This window comes from Billgrantia bachuensis, assembly GCF_011742165.1.
Classification (GTDB): domain Bacteria; phylum Pseudomonadota; class Gammaproteobacteria; order Pseudomonadales; family Halomonadaceae; genus Halomonas; species Halomonas bachuensis.
Genome location: NZ_JAAQTO010000056.1, coordinates 37,548 through 57,955, shown reverse-complemented (window position 1 = coordinate 57,955; position 20,408 = coordinate 37,548). Strand labels below are relative to the sequence as shown.

Genomic DNA, 20,408 nt, shown 5'->3' with positions numbered 1-20,408 from the left:
CCCATGCGAGAGTAGGTCATCGTCAGGCACTTCTTCAGAAACCCAGCTTCGAGAGAGGCTGGGTTTCGTCGTTTAGGCCTACCCAAAGCCCCGAGTGCCAAAGCGCTCGGGGTTTTTCTTTATCCGATCAATGCGTTTCCGCGGAAGCGGCAGTTCGCTAGAATGAATCTTTTCCTGGTTAGGGCACAGGGCATGACCATTGGCGACCTCATTCGGCTGCTGAGTGACGGGGAGTTCCACTCCGGCGAGCAACTGGGAGAACGGCTGGGTGTATCCCGCACCGCGGTCTGGAAGCAACTGAAGAAGCTCGAGGCAATGGACATCCCCCTCGAGGCGGTCAAAGGTCAGGGCTATCGGCTGTCCAGGCCATTGGAACTACTGGATGGCGGCATGATTGTGGCTGGCCTGTCACGGCAGGGGCGTCAGCATCTTGTCAGGTTATTCGTTGAAGAAACGCTGCCGTCCAGCAACGAATTCATTCGCAAGCGCTTCGCACAAGGGGTCGGACATGGCGAGGTATGCCTCGTGGAACAGCAGAGCGCGGGGCGAGGTCGCCGCGGGCGCGTCTGGTCGACTCCCTGGGGGCGAGCTCTCATGTTGTCGGTCGGCTGGCGTTTCGAGTCTGGCATAACAGCCCTGGAGGGGCTGAGCCTGGCGGTAGGGGTGGCCCTGGCCAGAGTGCTGGAACGCCACGGCGTGGTCCCCAAGCTGAAATGGCCCAATGACGTACTGCTGGAAGATGGTGAGGGACGCCTGGGCAAGCTGGCTGGGATCCTGGTCGAAATCAGCGGTGATACGACGGGGCCCTGCGAGGTCGTGGTAGGTATGGGAATCAATTTTGACCTTCCTGCAGGCTTCCGCGAGCGTATCGAGCAGCGTGTGGCGGCGGTTGCCGACCAGGTTCCATCGCTTTCGCGAAACCGGCTGGCCGCGGAACTGCTGGACGAATTGATGCCGCTACTGGCAGGCTACGAATCGGTTGGCTTTGCTGCCTGGCAGGACGAATGGAACGAGCGGCATGCTTTCCGGGGCTGCGTGGTAGAGGTTCAGAGAGGGCAGCAGCGCATCGAGGCGACGGCCGAGGCGGTGGATGAGTCGGGCAATCTATGGGTCCGTCATGGTGAAAGGCGCGAGCGCCTGGGGGGAGGGGAGATCAGCGTGCGTGGGCGTACATGATCCTTGACCTGGACATCGGCAATACGCTTTCCAAGTGGCGGTTGAAGGATGCCGACAGCAGCGAGATTCGCTCGCGCGGTGCCGTCTGGACCCGTGAGGAGTGGAAGCCTGGCTCGGATATCCCAGATCTGGACGTGGTCGAGGCCGTACGTATCTCCAGTGTTGCTCGGCAGGCGGTGCTGGAGCAGACCGTGACGCTACTGCAGAGCCGGGTGCGTGGCGTCCATGTGGCGCGTTCGGTACCGGAAGCGCTGGGAGTCGTGAATGGTTACGAAGAGCCTCACCGGCTTGGCGTAGACCGTTGGTTGGGTGTGCTGGCCGGCTACCAGTTGGCGGGTGGCTGCTGTGCCGTGGATTGTGGAAGTGCCATTACCATCGATTTCGTGCTGCCGGGCGGACGCCATCTGGGCGGTTATATACTGCCGGGCCTGCGCCTGATGAAGGAGAGTCTCCAGCTAGGTACGCGCAATGTAGCCATCGACCCTGATAGCGAGGCGGAGGAGCTTCTGCTGCCGGGCCGCCGCACCGTCGAGGCCGTGAATCACGGCATCTACCTGGCTGCCGTCAGCGCCGTGAATCGAATCTATGCCGAGGTTTGCGACCGCGAAGGCGTCGCGTTGCCCATGCTGCTGACCGGGGGTGATGCTCGAGTCGTGGCGCGCGGTGTGCATTCACCCCATGCTGTATGGCCCGACATGGTCTACGGCGGCCTGGAGGCTTGCTTCCCGCTGACCGCAGCTGAGCGGGCCGGCCGCATGTCGGGGGCGCCGCGTGTACCCGCGCCTGCCGGGCTTGAAAAAATCCGGGCGGGCCTTGCATTCTCCATGCTGCTTTGACACAATGCAGCGCGTTCCGAAGCCAAGGGGCAGGCGATTTGATGCGCTCTTTGGGCAAGTGGCTGATAAATAAGCCCTTGACATGGCTTTGGCAGGCGGTAGAATGAGCCGCCATCTGGAGGGGTTCCCGAGTGGCCAAAGGGAGCAGACTGTAAATCTGCCGCGAAAGCTTCGAAGGTTCGAATCCTTCCCCCTCCACCAGATAAGCCGATCGAGGCCCTGGGTCTGGGTTGGAAAGAGTGGGTAGGCGGGCATAGTTCAATGGTAGAACCTCAGCCTTCCAAGCTGATGATGCGGGTTCGATTCCCGCTGCCCGCTCCAGGTATTCTTGCTTGTTGCAGCCAAGGGTGCCGAAAGGTTGCGCTCATGTAGCTCAGGGGTAGAGCACACCCTTGGTAAGGGTGAGGTCGACGGTTCAAATCCGTCCATGAGCTCCAATACGAAAGGCGAGCGCTGGCTCGCCTTTCTTTTCTTCGCGGCAATGTTCTGCCGGGAAGGGTTGCCAGTCGGCGAGTCATTCGCTATCATGGCGCCCGCTGTTGTGCATGCTTGCCTGCAAGAGGTGCTGCATACCAGGTACAGGCCAGTAGCTCAATTGGCAGAGCAGCGGTCTCCAAAACCGCAGGTTGGGGGTTCGATTCCCTCCTGGCCTGCCAACCTTCCCCAGGTTGGCATTCTTCATACGAACACACTCGATTGCCGCACCCTGAGGAGTCTCGTTTTCATGAAACACAACGCCGAGGTGCAGGAGTCGCGCCACGACGGGCTCAAGTGGGCGGTTGTCGTCTTGCTGCTGGTGCTGGCAGTGGTGGGCAATACCTACTATGCCGACCAGGCCCTTCTCTATCGTGTGCTTGGCGTCGTAGTGCTCTGTGCAGCAGCTGGAGCCCTGGCGCTGACAACCGGCAAGGGGCGGGATCTCGCCGAGCTGGCCAAGAGCGCCAAGAAAGAGATTCAGCGTGTGGTATGGCCGACCCGACCCGAGACCGTTCAGACGACCGCCATCGTGCTGGTTGCCGTATTGGTCGTAGGGCTGATGCTGTGGCTGATCGACACCCTACTTAGCTGGGCGATGTCCGGCGTCATCGGTTAGGAGTTTTCATGTCCAAGCGTTGGTACGTCGTGCACGCCTATTCCGGCTTCGAGAAGCATGTCATGCGTTCTCTCAAGGAGCGTGTGAAGATGTACGGCATGGAGGATAGCTTCGGCGAGATCCTGGTGCCGACCGAAGAGGTCGTCGAGGTGCGTGACGGCAAGCGTCGCAAGAGCGAGCGCAAGTTCTATCCCGGCTACGTGTTGGTCGAGATGGAGATGGACGACGCTACCTGGCATCTGGTCAACGAGACGCCGCGAGTCATGGGTTTCATCGGCGGCACCAAGGAGAAACCGGCGCCGATTACTCAGAAGGAGGCCGATGCCATCCTGCGTCGAGTGCAGGACGGCAGCGACAAGCCGCGGCCCAAGACCATGTTCGAGCCGGGCCAGTCGGTGCGCGTCGTCGATGGTCCCTTCGCCGACTTCAATGGCGTGGTCGAAGAGGTCAACTACGACAAGAGTCGCCTGCAGGTCAGTGTGTTGATCTTCGGCAGGGCGACGCCGGTCGAGCTGGAATTCTCTCAGGTCGAGAAAGAGTGACGTTTCTCGATCGATGATTTGCTGTGCGGCCACTTCTGGTGGCCGTTTAACCCGGGGAGCCGCAAGGCGCTATTACCCAACTGGAGTGCATCATGGCCAAGAAAGTACAGGCTTACATCAAGCTGCAGGTTGCAGCCGGTAAGGCCAATCCGAGTCCCCCCGTGGGCCCCGCGCTGGGTCAGCACGGCGTCAATATCATGGAGTTCTGCAAGGCGTTCAACGCTGCGACCCAGGACATCGAGCCGGGTCTGCCGACTCCCGTGGTGATCACCGTCTATTCAGACCGTAGCTTCACCTTCATCACCAAGACGCCGCCCGCGGCCGTCCTGCTGAAGAAGGCCGCTGGCATCAAGTCCGGCTCCGGTGAGCCGAACAAGAAGAAGGTCGGTACCGTGACTCGCGAGCAGCTCGAGGAGATCGCCAAGACCAAGGAGCCGGATCTGACGGCTGCCGATCTCGACGCCGCGGTGCGTACCATTGCCGGTAGCGCCCGTAGCATGGGCCTCAACGTGGAGGGTCTCTGACATGGCCAAGCTGTCTAAACGTGCCCAGATGATTCGCGAGAAGGTCGACGCCTCCAAGGCTTACAGCCTGGAAGAAGCCGTGGCCCTGCTCGCCGAGCTCTCCACCGTCAAGTTCAAGGAGTCGCTGGACGTCGCCATCAACCTGGGCGTCGATCCGCGTAAATCCGATCAGGTGGTGCGTGGTGCCACAGTGATGCCCAACGGAACCGGCAAGGACGTGCGCGTCGCCGTGTTCACCCAGGGTGCCAACGCCGACGCAGCCAAGGAAGCCGGTGCCGACATCGTCGGCATGGACGACCTGGCCGAGCAGGTCAAGAAAGGCCAGCTCGACTTCGACGTGGTCATCGCCTCGCCGGATGCCATGCGCGTCGTCGGCCAGTTGGGCCAGATCCTCGGCCCGCGCGGCCTGATGCCGAATCCCAAGGTCGGCACCGTGACCCCGGACGTGGCCACGGCGGTCAAGAACGCCAAAGCCGGTCAGGTGCGTTTCCGTACCGACAAGAACGGCATCATCCATACCACTCTGGGCAAGGTCGATTTCGATGCCGACGCCATCCGGGGCAACCTGGAAGCGCTGGTCGCCGACCTCAAGCGTCTCAAGCCGAGCACGTCCAAGGGTATCTACTTCAAGAAGGTCACCCTGTCCACTACCATGGGCCCGGGCGTGACCCTCGATCACTCTGCCTTCGCCTAAGGCGGGCGCGGAGCGAAGCGTAGCAAGAACTTTGCGGTCCCCGAGGGTCCTGTCTGCAGGGCGCGAGGGGCGCCGTCAAAGACCGCAGGTGCCGCCCTCTTTCGAGTGGGCGGCTTAATCTCCCCTAGGGGTGCCTGCGCAGATGGTGTGGCCGCCAGAACGCTGGTGAGCACCATCACCCAGGACTTCCGTCGTCCTTTGTGTCGGCGGAAGAGATGGTAACCTCCGGAGCCTGCTGTAAGCGGCTCCGGCACGAAGGAGTGATCACTGTGCCACTAGCACTCGAAGGCAAGAAGGCGATCGTTGCCGAGGTCAGTGAAGCTGCCAAGAGCGCACTCTCCGTCGTAGTTGCCGATTCTCGTGGCGTCACGGTCGAAAAGATGACCGGTCTGCGTAAGCAGGCGCGCGAGAATGGCGTCCAGCTGCGTGTTGTCCGCAACACCCTGGCACGCCGCGCCCTCTCCGGCACTCAGTGGGAGTGTCTGAACGAGAGCTTCGTTGGTCCGACTCTGCTGGCGTTTTCCACCGATCATCCGGGCGCTGCTGCCCGCCTGTTCAAGGATTTTGCCAAGCAGGACCAGAATTTCGAAGTCAAGGCGCTGGCCTACGAAGGCGAGCTGATTCCGGCAAGCGACATCGACCGTCTGGCAACCCTGCCGACTTATGACGAAGCCATCGCCAAGCTGATGTCCGTCATGAAGGAGGCATCCGCCGGCAAGCTGGTTCGTACCCTGGCCGCCCTGCGCGACCAGAAGCAGGAAGAGGCCGCCTGATAGGCGAACTCATTGCTGCAGCCTGAATCGAACACTGAACAGAGCGCTCGGTGCGCCGAGGCTCCCGCAAAGTTAGGAATACCGAAATGGCACTGACCAAAGAAGATATCATCAACGCCGTCGCCGACATGTCCGTCATGGAAGTCGTCGAGCTGATCGAAGCGATGGAAGAGAAGTTCGGCGTTTCTGCCGCTGCTGCCGTCGTAGCTGGCCCGGCGGGTGGCGGTGACGCCGCTGCTGCCGAAGAGCAGACCGAGTTCGACCTGGTGCTGACCAGCGCCGGCGAAAAGAAGGTCAACGTGATCAAGGCCGTTCGCGAGCTCACCGGCCTGGGCCTGAAGGAAGCCAAGGGTGCCGTCGACGGCGCTCCGGCTACCATCAAGGAAGCCATGCCCAAGGAAGAGGCCGAAGCGGCCAAGAAGAAGCTGGAAGAAGCCGGCGCAACCGTGGAACTCAAGTAAGCTCTTGGTTTCCATGGCTTCACGCGCTGCGTAAGCTTCCATGGCTGGTGGCGGGCCTTCCCGCTGCCGGCCTTTTTCTGTTGCACTAGCGCCGTGCTGACGCAGCGTCGCTAGCAGAATCCCGACGGCGAGCTACCCCTTGTGGAGCTTGCCGTCAGCGCCTGACGGGGAAGCCCGTCGGGCGGCGCCGACCACGCATCGGTCACCCATGGTGAACAAGCTGGGGAATACAGATGGCTTACTCATACACTGAGAAAAAACGCATCCGCAAGGATTTCGGCAAACTGCCCCAAGTGATGGATGTGCCCTACCTGCTGGCGATCCAGCTTGATTCCTACTACGACTTCCTCCAGCAGGACCGCTCGGCCGATGAGCGTCTCGAGGTAGGGCTGCATGCGGCCTTCAAGTCCGTATTCCCGATCGAGAGCTTCTCCGGCAACGCTGCGCTCGAGTATGTCAGCTACCGTTTCGGCACCCCGGCGTTCGACGTCAAGGAGTGCCAGCTGCGTGGCGTCACTTACTCCGCTCCCCTGCGGGTCAAGGTTCGCTTGATCATCTATGATCGCGACTCTTCGAACAAGGCCATCAAGGACATCAAGGAGCAGGAAGTCTATATGGGGGAGATCCCCCTGATGACCGAGAACGGCACCTTCGTGGTCAATGGCACCGAGCGGGTCATTGTCTCTCAGCTGCATCGTTCGCCGGGCGTGTTCTTCGATCACGACAAGGGCAAGAGCCACTCGTCCGGCAAGCTGCTCTATTCCGCTCGCGTGATTCCCTACCGCGGTTCCTGGCTCGACTTCGAGTTCGATCCCAAGGATAACGTCTTCGTGCGCATCGACCGTCGCCGCAAGCTGCCGGCCACGGTGCTGCTGCGCGCGCTGGGCATGAGCGCCGAGGAGATCCTCGGTGAGTTCTTCGATACCAGCACCTTCCACATCGAGAAGAGCGGCTTCTCTGTGGAGCTGGTGCCGTCACGCCTGCGCGGCGAGACCGCCACCTTCGATATCAAGGATGCCGATGGCAACCTGATCGTCGAGGAAGGTCGTCGCATCACCCAGAAGCATATTCGCCAACTGGAGAAGGCCGGCCTCGAACGTCTCGAGGTGCCGATGGATTACCTGTTCGGCAAGACCCTGGCCAAGGATCAGGTCGATCCGAACACCGGTGAGCTGATCTGCCCGTGCAACAGCGTGATCACGCCCGAGTTGCTGGAGAAGATCGGTCAGGCTGGAATCACGCAGCTCGAGACCCTGTACACCAACGACCTCGACTGCGGCCCGTTCGTCTCCGAGACCCTGCGTCTGGATACCACCGGTTCGCAACTCGAGGCGCTGGTCGAGATCTATCGAATGATGCGCCCCGGTGAGCCGCCCACCAAGGAAGCCGCCGAGACGCTGTTCCATAACCTGTTCTTCACCGAGGACCGCTACGACCTTTCCGGCGTCGGTCGCATGAAGTTCAATCGCCGCCTGCGTCGTGAAGGCGACACGGGCTCCGGCGTGCTCGACAATCGCGACATCCTCGATGTGCTCAAGGAGCTGATTTACATCCGTAACGGCTTCGGCGAAGTCGACGATATCGATCACCTGGGCAACCGTCGTATTCGCTGCGTCGGCGAGATGGCCGAGAACCAGTTCCGTGTGGGCCTGGTGCGCGTCGAGCGCGCAGTCAAGGAACGTCTCTCCATGGCCGAGAGCGAAGGCCTGATGCCGCAGGACCTGATCAACGCCAAGCCTGTGGCCGCGGCGGTCAAGGAGTTCTTCGGTTCGAGCCAGCTGTCGCAATTCATGGACCAGAACAACCCGCTCTCCGAGGTTACCCACAAGCGCCGCGTCTCCGCGCTCGGCCCGGGTGGCCTGACGCGCGAGCGGGCTGGCTTCGAGGTGCGCGACGTTCACGCCACGCACTACGGCCGCCTGTGCCCGATCGAGACCCCGGAAGGCCCGAACATCGGCCTGATCAACTCGCTGGCCACCTATAGTCACACCAACAGCTACGGCTTCCTCGAGACACCGTACCGCAAGGTGGTGGATCGTCAGGTGACCGACGAGGTCGTGCACCTCTCCGCCATTGAGGAGGGCGACTACATCATCGCTCAGGCCTCGGCCACCGTGGACGAGTCCAACAAGCTGGTCGACGACCTGGTGCAGGTGCGCCACAAGGGCGAGACCACCTTCATGCGTCCCGAGCAGGTCACGCTGATGGACGTCTCCCCGCGCCAGGTGGTCTCCGTGGCAGCGGCGTTGATCCCATTCCTCGAGCACGATGACGCCAACCGCGCCCTGATGGGCTCGAACATGCAGCGCCAGGCGGTGCCCACCCTGCGTGCCGAGAAGCCGCTGGTCGGCACCGGTATGGAGCGCTTCGTTGCGCGCGACTCCGGCGTGTGTGCCGTAGCGCGTCGTGGCGGCGTGATCGACTCGGTCGATGCCAAGCGCATCGTGGTGCGGATCAACGAGGACGAGATCATCGGCGGTGAGGCCGGCGTCGATATCTACAACCTGACCAAGTACGTTCGCTCCAACCAGAACACCTGCATGAATCAGCGCCCCATCGTGCGCCCGGGGGATGTGGTAGCACGTGGCGATATTCTTGCCGACGGCCCGTCCGTCGACATGGGCGACCTGGCCCTGGGCCAGAACATGCGCATCGCCTTCATGCCTTGGAACGGCTACAACTTCGAGGACTCGATCCTGCTCTCGGAGCGCGTGGTGCAGGAGGATCGCTTCACCACCATCCACATCCAGGAGCTGACCTGCGTCTCGCGCGACACCAAACTGGGGCCGGAGGAGATCACCTCCGACATTCCCAACGTCGGTGAGTCGGCGCTCTCCAAGCTCGACGAGGCCGGTGTGGTCTACATCGGTGCCGAAGTGGGCCCGGGTGACATCCTGGTAGGCAAGGTGACGCCGAAGGGCGAGACCCAGCTGACCCCCGAAGAGAAGCTGCTGCGTGCGATCTTCGGCGAGAAGGCCTCCGACGTGAAGGACACCTCGCTGCGTGCGCCGACCGGGATGAAGGGTACGGTCATCGACGTCCAGGTGTTCACCCGCGACGGCGTGGAGAAGGACTCAAGGGCGCTGGCCATCGAGCAGATGCAGCTCGACGAGGTGCGCAAGGATCTCCAGGAGACCTACCGCATCGCCGAGGATGCCACTTTCGAGCGCCTCAAGCGCACGCTTGGCGGCCAACCGGTCAATGGCGGTCCCAAGCTGAAGAAGGGCGACATGCTCTCCGACAGCTACCTCGAGGAATTGCCGCGCCAGCAGTGGTTCAAGCTGCGTCTGCAGGACGAGTCGCTCAACGAGCTGCTTGCCCAGGCCGACGAGCAGCTCGAGAACCGTCGCAAGGAGATGGAGGAGCGCTTCGAGGACAAGAAGCGCAAGCTGACCCAGGGCGACGACCTGGCGCCGGGCGTGCTCAAGATCGTCAAGGTCTACATGGCGGTCAAGCGTCGCATCCAGCCGGGTGACAAGATGGCCGGCCGCCACGGTAACAAGGGCGTCATCTCGGCGATCATGCCGGTAGAGGATATGCCCTTCGACGACAATGGCGTATCGGTCGATATCGTCTTGAACCCCTTGGGGGTGCCGTCACGCATGAACGTGGGTCAGATTCTCGAGACCCACCTGGGGCTCGCCGCTCAGGGCCTCGGCGTCAAGATCGACGCCCTGCTGCGCGACGCACGTGCCCAGCAGGTGGGCGAGATTCGCGAGTTCCTCGGCAAGATCTACAACACCGAGGGTACCCGCCAGGAGGATCTCGACTCGCTGAGCGACGACGAAGTCATCGCCCTGGCCAAGAACCTGCGCGGCGGCGTGCCGATGGCATCGCCGGTGTTCGATGGCGCCGCCGAGGGTGAGATCAAGCACCTGCTGCGCCTGGCCGACCTGCCGGACTCCGGTCAGATGGCGCTGTATGACGGGCGTACCGGGGACGCCTTCGACCGTCCGGTGACGGTGGGCTACATGTACATGCTCAAGCTCAACCACCTGGTGGACGACAAGATGCACGCCCGATCCACTGGCTCCTACTCGCTCGTTACCCAGCAGCCGCTGGGCGGCAAGGCGCAGTTCGGTGGCCAGCGCTTCGGCGAGATGGAGGTGTGGGCGCTGGAAGCCTACGGCGCGGCCTACACGCTCCAGGAGATGCTCACGGTGAAATCCGACGACGTGGAAGGTCGCACCAAGATGTACAAGAGCATCGTCGACGGCGACCACACCATGCATGCCGGCATGCCGGAATCCTTCAACGTACTGGTGAAGGAAATCCGTTCGCTGGGCATCGATATCGAGTTAGAGAGCTAGGAGCCGACTCCATGAAAGATTTGGTGAAAGTCCTCAAATCGCAGTCACAGTCCGAAGAGTTCGACGCGATCAAGATCTCGCTCGCCTCGCCGGACATGATTCGCTCCTGGTCCTACGGCGAAGTCAAGAAGCCCGAGACCATCAACTACCGCACCTTCAAGCCGGAGCGGGACGGCTTGTTCTGTGCCAAGATCTTCGGTCCGGTCAAGGACTACGAGTGCCTGTGCGGCAAGTACAAGCGCATGAAGCACCGCGGCATCATCTGCGAGAAGTGCGGCGTCGAGGTGACCAAGGCGGCAGTGCGTCGCGAGCGCATGGGCCACATCGAGCTGGCCAGCCCGGTGGCGCACATCTGGTTCCTCAAGTCGCTGCCGTCGCGCATCGGCATGTTCCTCGACATGACCCTGCGCGACATCGAGCGGGTGCTCTACTTCGAGAGCTTCGTGGTCATCGACCCGGGCATGACCACGCTCGAGCGCGGCCAACTGCTCAACGACGAGCAGTACTTCGAGGCCCTCGAGGAGTTCGGTGACGACTTCGATGCTCGCATGGGCGCCGAGGCGATCCAGGCGCTGCTCAAGGATATCGACCTCTCCGAGGAGGTCGATCGCCTGCGCGAGGAGATCCCGCAGACAAACTCCGAGACCAAGATCAAGAAGCTCTCCAAGCGGCTCAAGCTGCTGGAGGCCTTCCTCAACTCCGGCAACGATCCGGCGTGGATGGTCATGGAAGTGCTGCCGGTGCTGCCGCCGGACCTGCGTCCGCTGGTACCGCTGGACGGTGGCCGTTTCGCCACCTCCGACCTCAACGACCTGTACCGTCGGGTGATCAACCGCAACAACCGCCTGAAGCGTCTGCTCGACCTCAATGCGCCGGACATCATCGTGCGCAACGAGAAGCGCATGCTGCAGGAGGCGGTCGATGCGCTGCTCGACAACGGCCGTCGCGGTCGCGCCATCACCGGCTCCAACAAGCGCCCGCTGAAGTCGCTGGCCGACATGATCAAGGGCAAGCAGGGACGTTTCCGTCAGAACCTGCTGGGCAAGCGCGTCGACTACTCCGGTCGTTCGGTCATTACCGTCGGTCCGACCCTGCGCCTGCACCAGTGCGGCCTGCCCAAGAAGATGGCGCTCGAGCTGTTCAAGCCGTTCATCTATTCCAAGCTGCAGTCGCTGGGCCACGCGTCCACGATCAAGGCCGCCAAGAAGATGGTCGAGCGTGAGCTGCCCGAGGTGTGGGATATTCTCGCCGACGTCATCCGCGAGCATCCGGTACTGCTCAACCGCGCGCCGACTCTGCACCGTTTGGGCATCCAGGCGTTCGAGCCGCTGCTGATCGAGGGCAAGGCGATCCAGCTGCACCCGCTTGTGTGTGCCGCGTACAATGCCGACTTCGACGGTGACCAGATGGCGGTTCACGTGCCGCTGACTCTGGAAGCCCAGCTCGAGGCGCGCGCGCTGATGATGGCCACCAACAACGTGCTGTCGCCGGCCAACGGTGATCCGATCATCGTGCCGTCCCAGGACGTGGTGCTGGGTCTTTATTACATGACCCGCGAAAAGGTAAATGCCAAGGGCGAAGGCATGGTGTTCTCCGGCCTCAATGAGGTCGAGCGCGCCTTCGGCACCCAGAGTGTGTCGCTGCATGCGCGTGTCAAGGTGCGCCTCACCGAGACGCTGGTCGATGAGGAAACCGGCGAGAAGACTACCGCCCGTACTCTCTACGACACCACTGCGGGTCGTGCCATGCTGTTCCGCATCCTGCCCGACGGTGTGCCCTTCGAGCTGGTCGACCAGCCGATGAAGAAGAAGGCGATCTCGAAGCTGCTCAATGAGGTGTATCGCCGTGCCGGCCTCAAGCCGACGGTGATCTTTGCCGATCAGCTGATGTATACCGGCTTCCGCATGGCGACCTGGTCGGGTGCCTCCATCGGTGTCAACGACTTCGTCATCCCGGAGGCCAAGACGGAAATCGTCGAGGCCGCCGAGGCCGAGGTCAAGGAGATCGAGGATCAGTTCTCCTCCGGTCTCGTTACCGCCGGCGAGAAGTACAACAAGGTCATCGACATCTGGTCCAAGGCCAACGACAAGGTGGCCAAGGCGATGATGACGGGTATCTCCAAGGAGACCGTGGTCGACCGCAACGGCAACGAGGTCGAGCAGGACTCGTTCAATAGCGTGTTCATCATGGCCGACTCCGGTGCTCGCGGTAGCGCCGCGCAGATCCGCCAGCTGGCGGGCATGCGCGGTCTGATGGCCAAGCCGGACGGCTCGATCATCGAGACGCCGATCGTGGCCAACTTCCGCGAGGGCCTGAACGTACTGCAGTACTTCATCTCGACCCACGGTGCGCGTAAGGGTCTGGCGGATACCGCGCTGAAGACCGCCAACTCCGGTTACCTGACCCGCCGCCTGGTCGACGTGGCCCAGGATATGGTCATCACCGAGCCCGACTGCGGGACCGAGCAGGGCCTGACCCTGCACCCGGTGATCGAGGGTGGCGACATCATCGTTTCGCTGGCCCAGCGCGTGCTGGGTCGCGTGGTAGCCCAGGACGTCATCGACCCCAGCAACGACGAGGTGCTGATCGAGAAGGGCACCCTGCTCGACGAAGCCTGGTGCGAGCGACTCGACACCATGGGCGTCGACGAAATCGTGGTGCGCAGCGCCATCGCCTGTGAGTCGACCCACGGCGTCTGCTCCTCGTGCTACGGGCGCGACCTGGCCCGAGGCCATCAGGTCAACATCGGCGAGGCGGTGGGTGTCATTGCCGCCCAGTCGATCGGTGAGCCGGGTACCCAGCTGACCATGCGGACCTTCCACATCGGCGGCGCGGCCTCGCGCGCCTCGGCAGTGGACAGCGTCCAGGTCAAGCATGGCGGCAAGGTGCGCCTGCACAACATGAAGTTCGTCGAGCGCGCCGACGGCAAGCTGGTAGTGGTTTCCCGCTCCAGTGCGCTGGCGGTGGCAGACGATCATGGCCGCGAGCGCGAGTACTACAAGCTGCCCTACGGTGCCGAGCTGTCCGTCAAGGACGGTGAGGCGGTCGAGGCCGGCCAGGCCGTGGCCAAGTGGGATCCGCACACCCACCCGATCATTGCCGAGCTGGAAGGCAAGGTGCAGTACGTCGACATGGTCGATGGGGTCACCATCCACCGCAGCGTGGACGAGATGACCGGCCTCTCCTCGATCGAGGTGATCGAGTCGGCAGCGCGCCCGCAAGCCGGTCGCGACAGCCGCCCGATGATTCTGCTCACCGACGAGAGCGGCGAGCCGATCAGCGTGACTGGCTCCAATACCCCGGTTCAGTATCTGCTGCCGGGCAAGGCAATCGTCTCGGTCGACAATGGTGCCCGGATCGGTATCGGCGAAATCGTCGCGCGTATTCCGGTCGAAGCGTCCGGCAACAAAGACATCACCGGCGGTCTGCCGCGAGTGGCCGACCTGTTCGAAGCACGCAAGCCCAAGGAGCCGGCAATCCTCGCCGAGGTCAGCGGTACAATCAGCTTCGGTAAGGAGACCAAGGGCAAGCGCCGCCTGACGATCACGCCCGACGATGGTGGCGACCCGTTCGAGGCGCTGATTCCGAAATGGCGTCAGATCGCCGTGTTCGAAGGCGAGACGGTGGAGAAGGGCGAGGTAATCTCCGACGGCCCGAGCAACCCGCACGACATCCTGCGGCTGCTGGGTGTAGCGGAGCTGGCCAAGTACATTACCGCCGAGATCCAGGAGGTCTACCGCCTGCAGGGCGTGGGCATCAACGACAAGCACATCGAAGTGATCGTGCGTCAGATGCTGCGCAAGGTGGAGATCACCGACTCCGGAGACTCCGAGTTCATTCCGGGTGACCAGGTCGAGCTGGCCAAGGTGCTCGAGGAGAATGCCCGCCTGGAGCAGGCCGAGAAATTCCCGGCCAGGTACCAGCGCGTGCTGCTGGGTATCACCAAGGCCAGCCTGGCCACCGAGTCGTTCATCTCCGCTGCCTCCTTCCAGGAGACCACGCGAGTGCTGACCGAAGCGGCGGTTACCGGCAAGCGCGATTACCTGCGCGGCCTGAAGGAGAACGTGGTGGTCGGTCGCCTGATCCCGGCGGGGACGGGGCTGGCCCACCACCAGGAGCGTCGCCGCAAGCGGGATGATACCGAGCGTCTGCTCCATCCGTCGGCCTTCGATGTCGAGCAGGAGCTGGGTGCCCAGCTTACCGCGCTCGATTCGGATGACGACGAGCTGTAAACGGAATGGGCGTCAAGCGCGCGGATACCCCCAAGCGCTTGACGCTTCACCCCGTTAGACCTTAGAATTCGCAGCCTTTAATAGTGGGGTGGGTGCGCCCGCGCCACTGAAAAGGCAAGGCAACCATTGGAGTCAGCTACACAACATGGCAACGATCAATCAGCTCGTGCGCAAGCCGCGCAAGCGCCCCGCCGCCAAGAGCGACGTGCCGGCGCTGCAGGCCTGCCCACAGAAGCGCGGTGTGTGTACCCGCGTCTACACCACCACCCCGAAGAAGCCGAACTCGGCCCTGCGTAAGGTCTGCCGCGTGCGCCTGACCAACGGGTTCGAAGTGTCGTCCTACATCGGCGGTGAAGGCCACAACCTTCAGGAACACTCTGTCGTGCTGATCCGCGGCGGCCGTGTCAAGGATTTGCCGGGTGTGCGTTATCACACCGTACGCGGCGCCCTCGACACCTCCGGCGTGCAGAATCGTAAGCAGGGCCGTTCCAAGTACGGCACCAAGCGTCCGAAGTCCTGATCGACATCGATACGTACTGGAAAACCATTTCGGTCTGATAAGAGTAAGGCCGGGCGCCGCAGGTAGCGGGAGTTCCGGGTTTGCCTGAAAGACCCTTCGCTAGAGGGCTTGTCATGCCTAGAAGAAGAGTAGTAGCCAAGCGCGAGATCCTGCCGGATCCCAAGTTCGGAAGTGAGCGTCTGGCCAAGTTCATGAACCACCTGATGGTCAGCGGCAAGAAGTCCACAGCTGAGCGTATCGTTTATGGTGCGCTGGACACGGTTGCCGAGCGTAGCAAGGAAGAGCCGCTGGATATCTTCGATCGCGCGCTGGAAGCCATTCAGCCGATGGTCGAGGTCAAGTCCCGCCGCGTCGGCGGTGCGACCTATCAGGTGCCGGTAGAGGTTCGCCCCTCGCGCCGCCAGGCGCTGGCCATGCGCTGGCTAGTGGATGCGGCACGCAAGCGCGGTGAGAAGACCATGGTGCAGCGTCTCGCAGGCGAGATGCTCGATGCCGCCGAAGGCAAGGGTTCTGCGGTCAAGAAGCGTGAAGACGTGCATCGCATGGCTGAGGCCAACAAGGCATTCTCGCACTACCGCTTCTAAGTGCAGTGCTTCTAAACGCATCGCCAACCAACGGGGAGTTCCACCGTGGCTCGCAAGACTCCACTCAAACGCTATCGTAATATCGGTATCGTCGCCCACGTCGATGCCGGCAAGACCACCACGACCGAGCGTGTCCTGTTCTACACCGGTCTCTCCCACAAGGTGGGCGAGGTCCATGACGGCGCGGCAACCATGGACTGGATGGAGCAGGAGCAGGAGCGTGGCATCACCATCACCTCCGCGGCGACTACCTGCTTCTGGCAGGGCATGAACAAGCAGTTCGATGAGCACCGCATCAACATCATCGATACCCCCGGGCACGTCGACTTCACCATCGAGGTGGAGCGCTCGCTGCGCGTGCTCGATGGTGCCGTGGTGGTGCTGTGCGGCTCGTCCGGCGTGCAGCCGCAGACCGAGACCGTATGGCGTCAGGCCAACAAGTACGAAGTGCCGCGCATGGTGTTCGTCAACAAGATGGACCGCACCGGTGCCGACTTCTTCATGGTCGTCGATCAGCTCAAGAAGCGTCTGAATGCCAATGCCGTGCCGATCCAGATCAACTGGGGCACCGAGGAGGATTTCAAGGGCGTCATCGACCTGATCCAGATGAAGGCTATCCTGTGGGACGAGGAAAGCCTGGGCATGAACTACGAGCTGGTCGATATCCCGGCCGAGCTCCAGGAGACCGCCGAGGAGTACCGCGAGCAGATGGTCGAAGCCGCTGCCGAGGCCTCCGAAGAGCTGATGGACAAATACCTCGAAGAGGGTGAGCTGTCCATCGAGGAGATCAAGGCCGGTCTGCGTCGCCGCACGCTGGACAATGAAATCGTGCTGGTCACCTGCGGCTCGGCGTTCAAGAACAAGGGTGTCCAGGCGGTGCTCGACGGCGTCATCGAGTACATGCCGTCACCCACCGAGGTCAAGGCCATCGAGGGTGAGCTGGACGACCGGGACGGCACCGTTGCGACCCGCGAGGCGGACGACAGCGCTCCCTTCGCTGCACTGGCCTTCAAGATTGCTACCGATCCCTTCGTCGGTACGCTGACCTTCATTCGCGTCTATTCCGGGGTGCTGAAGTCTGGCGACAGCGTCTACAACTCGGTCAAGCAGAAGAAGGAGCGAGTGGGTCGTATCGTGCAGATGCACGCCAACTCGCGCGAAGAGATCAAGGAAGTTCTGGCTGGCGACATCGCCGCCTGTATCGGCCTGAAGGACGTCACTACCGGTGACACCCTGTGCGATCTGGAGAACAAGATCGTGCTCGAGCGCATGGAGTTCCCGGATCCGGTAATCTCCGTGGCGGTAGAGCCGAAATCCAAGGTCGATCAGGAGAAGATGGGCGTGGCGCTGGGCAAGCTGGCCCAGGAAGATCCGTCGTTCCAGGTCAGGACCGACGAAGAAACCGGTCAGACTATCATCTCCGGCATGGGCGAGCTGCACCTGGACATCATCGTCGACCGCATGCGTCGCGAGTTCAAGGTCGAAGCCAACATCGGCAAGCCGCAGGTGGCCTACCGCGAAACCATTCGTGGCAAGGTCGAGCAGGAAGGCAAGTTCGTGCGTCAGTCCGGCGGTCGTGGCCAGTACGGCCATGTCTGGCTGCGTATCGAGCCGCTCACCGAGGCGGACAAGGGCGAAGACGAAGACATGCACTTCAAGTTCGCTTCCGAGATCGTCGGCGGTGTGGTACCCAAGGAGTACGTGGGTGCCGTCGAGAAAGGGGCCTATGAGCAGCTGCAGAACGGCGTCATCGCGGGTTACCCGATGATCGACGTCAAGGTCACGCTGTACGATGGTTCCTACCATGACGTGGACTCGAACGAGAACGCGTTCAAGGTTGCCTCTTCCATGGCAGTCAAGGAAGGGGCCCGCAAGGCCAAGGCCGTGCTGCTGGAGCCGGTGATGAGGGTCGAAGTCGTGACGCCCGAGGATTTCATGGGTGACGTCATGGGTGACCTCAACCGTCGCCGTGGTCTGGTGCAGGGCATGGATGACTCTTCCTCCGGCAAGGTCATCCGCGCGATGGTGCCTCTGGGTGAAATGTTCGGTTATGCGACCGATCTGCGCTCCCAGACCCAGGGTCGTGCGAGCTACACCATGGAGTTCGCAGCGTACGAAGAGGCGCCCTCCAGCATCGTTGAAGCCGTCATCAACCAGAAAGGCTAACCGCTAGCAAACGTAAAGAGGTTATCGAAGTGGCTAAGGAAAAATTTGAACGTTCCAAACCGCACGTCAACGTCGGCACCATCGGTCACGTCGACCACGGCAAGACCACTCTGACTGCGGCCCTGACTCGCGTTTCTGCTGAGGTCTTCGGCGGTGAATGGCGTCAGTTCGACTCCATCGACAACGCTCCGGAAGAGCGTGAGCGTGGTATCACCATCGCCACCTCTCACGTCGAGTATCAGTCCGAGGAGCGTCACTACGCGCACGTCGACTGCCCGGGGCACGCCGACTACGTCAAGAACATGATCACTGGTGCGGCCCAGATGGACGGCGCCATCCTGGTCTGTTCCGCTGCAGACGGCCCCATGCCGCAGACTCGTGAGCACATCCTGCTGTCGCGTCAGGTTGGCGTACCGTACATCGTCGTGTTCCTGAACAAGGCCGACATGGTCGATGACGAGGAGCTGCTCGAGCTGGTCGAGATGGAAGTTCGCGAGCTTCTGAACGAGTACGACTTCCCGGGCGACGACACGCCGATCATCACCGGTTCTGCCCTGATGGCGCTGAACGGTGAGGACGAGAACGGCATGGGTACCACTGCCGTTGCCAACCTGATCAAGGCCCTGGACGACTATATCCCGGAGCCGGAGCGCGCCATCGATCAGCCGTTCCTGATGCCGATCGAGGACGTCTTCTCCATCTCCGGTCGTGGCACCGTGGTCACCGGTCGTATCGAGCGCGGCATCGTCAAGGCTGGCGAGGAAGTCGAGATCGTCGGTATCAAGGACACCACCAAGACTACCGTTACCGGTGTCGAGATGTTCCGCAAGCTGCTCGACGAAGGTCGTGCCGGTGAGAACGTCGGTGCCCTGCTGCGTGGTACCAAGCGTGACGAAGTCGAGCGTGGACAGGTTCTGGCCAAGCCGGGCACCATCAATCCGCACACCGTCTTCGAAGCCGAAGTCTACGTGCTGTCCAAGGAAGAGGGTGGTCGTCACACGCCGTTCTTCAAGGGCTACCGTCCGCAGTTCTACTTCCGCACCACCGACGTGACCGGTACCTGCGAGCTGCCGGAAGGCGTCGAGATGGTCATGCCGGGCGACAACGTCAAGATGGTCGTCACCCTGATCGCTCCGATCGCCATGGACGAAGGTCTGCGCTTCGCCATTCGTGAAGGCGGCCGCACCGTCGGCGCCGGCGTCGTGGCCAAGATCGTTCAGTAAGTCCCTGGGCTTCTGATTGATCGAAGGGGGCTCCGTGAGGAGCCCCCTTTCTGCGCACCTTGGCGGAGTGTTTGACTCTCGCCCTCGGCGTGCATATAATGCGCATCCTTTGAATGCGTGGGTAGGCGGCAAATGCCGTCGACATCCATTGGAGTTTAGGGCAAATGCAGAACCAGAAGATTCGCATTCGGTTGAAGGCATTCGACCATCGCCTGATCGATCAGTCTGCCGCGGAGATTGTTGATACCGCCAAGCGGACTGGTGCTCAGGTGCGCGGTCCGATCCCGCTGCCGACCAATCGTGAGCGCTACACCGTACTGATTTCGCCGCACGTCAACAAAGATGCGCGCGACCAGTACGAGATCCGCACTCACAAGCGTGTGCTCGATATCGTCGAGCCGACTGAAAAGACCGTCGATGCCCTCATGAAGCTCGACCTCGCCGCCGGCGTGGACGTGCAGATCAAGCTCGACTAACCACACTAGACACCCGCGGCCCAGCGCTCTTTCGAACGAGTTGGAGCAGCAGCCGCCACGCCGTGATGGCGTCATACAACGTGCTAGTGGAATGCTCTGGAAAGGGCAGCCATAGCGGGTGATAGCCCCGTACACTAAAGGAGACTGAGAATGACTATCGGTTTAGTCGGTAGAAAGGCCGGTATGACCCGTGTCTTTACCGAAGATGGCGCCTCCGTGCCCGTAACCGTGATCGAGGTTGAGCCGAACCGCGTCACCAGCGTCAAGACCGTCGAATCCGACGGCTACGCGGCGGTTCAGGTCACAACCGGCTCCCGCAAGGCCAAGCATCTCACCAAGGCGCAAGCAGGTCAGTACGCCAAGGCAGGTGTCGAGGCCGGTCGTTCGCTGATGGAGTTCCGTGTCGCCGCAGGCGATGAGGCTCCGGAAGTGGGCGGCGAACTCACCGTATCCCTCTTCGAAGCTGGTCAGAAGGTCGACGTGACCGGCACCTCCAAGGGCAAGGGCTTCCAAGGCGCCGTCAAGCGCTGGAACTTCCGTACCCAGGATGCCACCCACGGCAACTCCCTGTCGCATCGCGCGCCGGGTTCCATCGGCATGTGTCAGACCCCGGGTCGTGTCTTCAAGGGCAAGAAGATGGCCGGTCAGATGGGTAATGTCCGCTGCACCGTCCAGAGCCTCGAAGTCGTGCGGGTCGATGCCGAGCGTAACCTGCTGCTGATCAAGGGTGCCGTGCCCGGTGCTACCGGCAGCGACGTCATCGTTCGTAGCGCCGTCAAAGCTGGCTGAAGGGGATAG

At 62.1% G+C, this 20,408-nt stretch carries 16 protein-coding genes and 4 tRNA genes; all 20 read left to right on the top strand.

Going from position 1 to position 20,408, the window contains the following annotated elements; translation table 11 throughout:
* Window positions 1–192 precede the first annotated feature (192 nt).
* On the top strand, window positions 193–1,176 hold the full coding sequence (locus tag HBJ55_RS19975; RefSeq protein WP_167119266.1) for a biotin--[acetyl-CoA-carboxylase] ligase: 984 nt from the start codon (window positions 193–195) through the stop codon (window positions 1,174–1,176).
* Entirely contained in the window at window positions 1,173–2,012 is an 840-nt protein-coding gene (locus HBJ55_RS19970) for a type III pantothenate kinase (RefSeq protein WP_167119263.1), read from the top strand. The genes HBJ55_RS19975 and HBJ55_RS19970 overlap by 4 nt, the downstream gene beginning before the upstream one ends.
* Before the next feature lie 117 nt (window positions 2,013–2,129).
* A tRNA-Tyr gene (locus HBJ55_RS19965) sits at window positions 2,130–2,213 on the top strand.
* A 46-nt stretch (window positions 2,214–2,259) separates the two neighbouring features.
* Window positions 2,260–2,333: transfer RNA gene (locus HBJ55_RS19960), tRNA-Gly, on the top strand.
* 41 nt (window positions 2,334–2,374) lie between these two features.
* Window positions 2,375–2,449 (top strand) — tRNA-Thr (locus HBJ55_RS19955).
* A gap of 143 nt (window positions 2,450–2,592) precedes the next feature.
* A tRNA-Trp gene (locus tag HBJ55_RS19950) sits at window positions 2,593–2,668 on the top strand.
* 68 nt (window positions 2,669–2,736) lie between these two features.
* Complete coding sequence (secE, locus tag HBJ55_RS19945; protein ID WP_167119254.1) at window positions 2,737–3,105, top strand: preprotein translocase subunit SecE; 369 nt, start codon at window positions 2,737–2,739, stop codon at window positions 3,103–3,105.
* 8 nt (window positions 3,106–3,113) lie between these two features.
* Window positions 3,114–3,647 carry a transcription termination/antitermination protein NusG gene (nusG, locus tag HBJ55_RS19940; RefSeq protein WP_167119251.1) on the top strand — a complete coding sequence of 178 codons (534 nt, stop codon included), beginning with the start codon at window positions 3,114–3,116 and terminating at the stop codon, window positions 3,645–3,647.
* 92 nt (window positions 3,648–3,739) lie between these two features.
* Window positions 3,740–4,171: a 50S ribosomal protein L11 gene (rplK, locus tag HBJ55_RS19935; protein WP_071943762.1), complete on the top strand. Its 432-nt coding sequence runs from the start codon at window positions 3,740–3,742 to the stop codon at window positions 4,169–4,171.
* A gap of 1 nt (window position 4,172) precedes the next feature.
* Window positions 4,173–4,865, top strand: a complete 693-nt coding sequence (gene rplA, locus HBJ55_RS19930; RefSeq protein ID WP_167119248.1) for a 50S ribosomal protein L1 — start codon at window positions 4,173–4,175, stop codon at window positions 4,863–4,865.
* A gap of 269 nt (window positions 4,866–5,134) precedes the next feature.
* Window positions 5,135–5,638 (top strand): 50S ribosomal protein L10, encoded by a 504-nt coding sequence (rplJ, locus tag HBJ55_RS19925; protein ID WP_167119246.1) that lies wholly within the window; start codon window positions 5,135–5,137, stop codon window positions 5,636–5,638.
* Between the two features lie 86 nt (window positions 5,639–5,724).
* Window positions 5,725–6,099 (top strand): 50S ribosomal protein L7/L12, encoded by a 375-nt coding sequence (rplL, locus tag HBJ55_RS19920; protein ID WP_167119244.1) that lies wholly within the window; start codon window positions 5,725–5,727, stop codon window positions 6,097–6,099.
* Between the two features lie 233 nt (window positions 6,100–6,332).
* Window positions 6,333–10,409, top strand: coding sequence for a DNA-directed RNA polymerase subunit beta (gene rpoB, locus HBJ55_RS19915; RefSeq protein WP_167119242.1), 4,077 nt, complete (start codon window positions 6,333–6,335; stop codon window positions 10,407–10,409).
* A gap of 11 nt (window positions 10,410–10,420) precedes the next feature.
* Window positions 10,421–14,641 (top strand): DNA-directed RNA polymerase subunit beta', encoded by a 4,221-nt coding sequence (gene rpoC, locus HBJ55_RS19910; RefSeq protein ID WP_167119241.1) that lies wholly within the window; start codon window positions 10,421–10,423, stop codon window positions 14,639–14,641.
* A 145-nt stretch (window positions 14,642–14,786) separates the two neighbouring features.
* On the top strand, window positions 14,787–15,161 hold the full coding sequence (rpsL, locus tag HBJ55_RS19905; protein ID WP_010626462.1) for a 30S ribosomal protein S12: 375 nt from the start codon (window positions 14,787–14,789) through the stop codon (window positions 15,159–15,161).
* Window positions 15,162–15,274: 113 nt separating this feature from the next.
* Window positions 15,275–15,745, top strand: a complete 471-nt coding sequence (rpsG, locus tag HBJ55_RS19900; RefSeq protein ID WP_159554817.1) for a 30S ribosomal protein S7 — start codon at window positions 15,275–15,277, stop codon at window positions 15,743–15,745.
* A gap of 45 nt (window positions 15,746–15,790) precedes the next feature.
* Window positions 15,791–17,911, top strand: a complete 2,121-nt coding sequence (gene fusA / locus HBJ55_RS19895) for an elongation factor G (RefSeq protein WP_167119239.1) — start codon at window positions 15,791–15,793, stop codon at window positions 17,909–17,911.
* A 29-nt stretch (window positions 17,912–17,940) separates the two neighbouring features.
* Entirely contained in the window at window positions 17,941–19,134 is a 1,194-nt protein-coding gene (tuf, locus tag HBJ55_RS19890) for an elongation factor Tu (RefSeq protein ID WP_167119237.1), read from the top strand.
* Between the two features lie 164 nt (window positions 19,135–19,298).
* Window positions 19,299–19,610, top strand: a complete 312-nt coding sequence (gene rpsJ, locus HBJ55_RS19885; protein WP_010626466.1) for a 30S ribosomal protein S10 — start codon at window positions 19,299–19,301, stop codon at window positions 19,608–19,610.
* Between the two features lie 150 nt (window positions 19,611–19,760).
* The gene (gene rplC / locus HBJ55_RS19880) at window positions 19,761–20,399 is read left to right on the top strand and encodes a 50S ribosomal protein L3 (protein ID WP_167119234.1); all 639 of its coding nucleotides are present in this window, start codon (window positions 19,761–19,763) and stop codon (window positions 20,397–20,399) included.
* Window positions 20,400–20,408 lie beyond the last annotated feature (9 nt).

Bases quoted from the DNA above. Each gene is read 5' to 3' on its own strand.
- secE (WP_167119254.1), top strand. From the start codon at position 2,737: ATGAAACACAACGCCGAGGTGCAGGAGTCGCGCCACGACGGGCTCAAG.
- rpsJ (WP_010626466.1), top strand. From the start codon at position 19,299: ATGCAGAACCAGAAGATTCGCATTCGGTTGAAGGCATTCGACCATCGC.
- rpoC (WP_167119241.1), top strand. From the start codon at position 10,421: ATGAAAGATTTGGTGAAAGTCCTCAAATCGCAGTCACAGTCCGAAGAG.
- rpsG (WP_159554817.1), top strand. From the start codon at position 15,275: ATGCCTAGAAGAAGAGTAGTAGCCAAGCGCGAGATCCTGCCGGATCCC.
- rpsL (WP_010626462.1), top strand. From the start codon at position 14,787: ATGGCAACGATCAATCAGCTCGTGCGCAAGCCGCGCAAGCGCCCCGCC.
- HBJ55_RS19975 (WP_167119266.1), top strand. From the start codon at position 193: ATGACCATTGGCGACCTCATTCGGCTGCTGAGTGACGGGGAGTTCCAC.
- rplK (WP_071943762.1), top strand. From the start codon at position 3,740: ATGGCCAAGAAAGTACAGGCTTACATCAAGCTGCAGGTTGCAGCCGGT.
- HBJ55_RS19970 (WP_167119263.1), top strand. From the start codon at position 1,173: ATGATCCTTGACCTGGACATCGGCAATACGCTTTCCAAGTGGCGGTTG.
- rpoB (WP_167119242.1), top strand. From the start codon at position 6,333: ATGGCTTACTCATACACTGAGAAAAAACGCATCCGCAAGGATTTCGGC.
- rplA (WP_167119248.1), top strand. From the start codon at position 4,173: ATGGCCAAGCTGTCTAAACGTGCCCAGATGATTCGCGAGAAGGTCGAC.
- rplC (WP_167119234.1), top strand. From the start codon at position 19,761: ATGACTATCGGTTTAGTCGGTAGAAAGGCCGGTATGACCCGTGTCTTT.
- nusG (WP_167119251.1), top strand. From the start codon at position 3,114: ATGTCCAAGCGTTGGTACGTCGTGCACGCCTATTCCGGCTTCGAGAAG.
- rplL (WP_167119244.1), top strand. From the start codon at position 5,725: ATGGCACTGACCAAAGAAGATATCATCAACGCCGTCGCCGACATGTCC.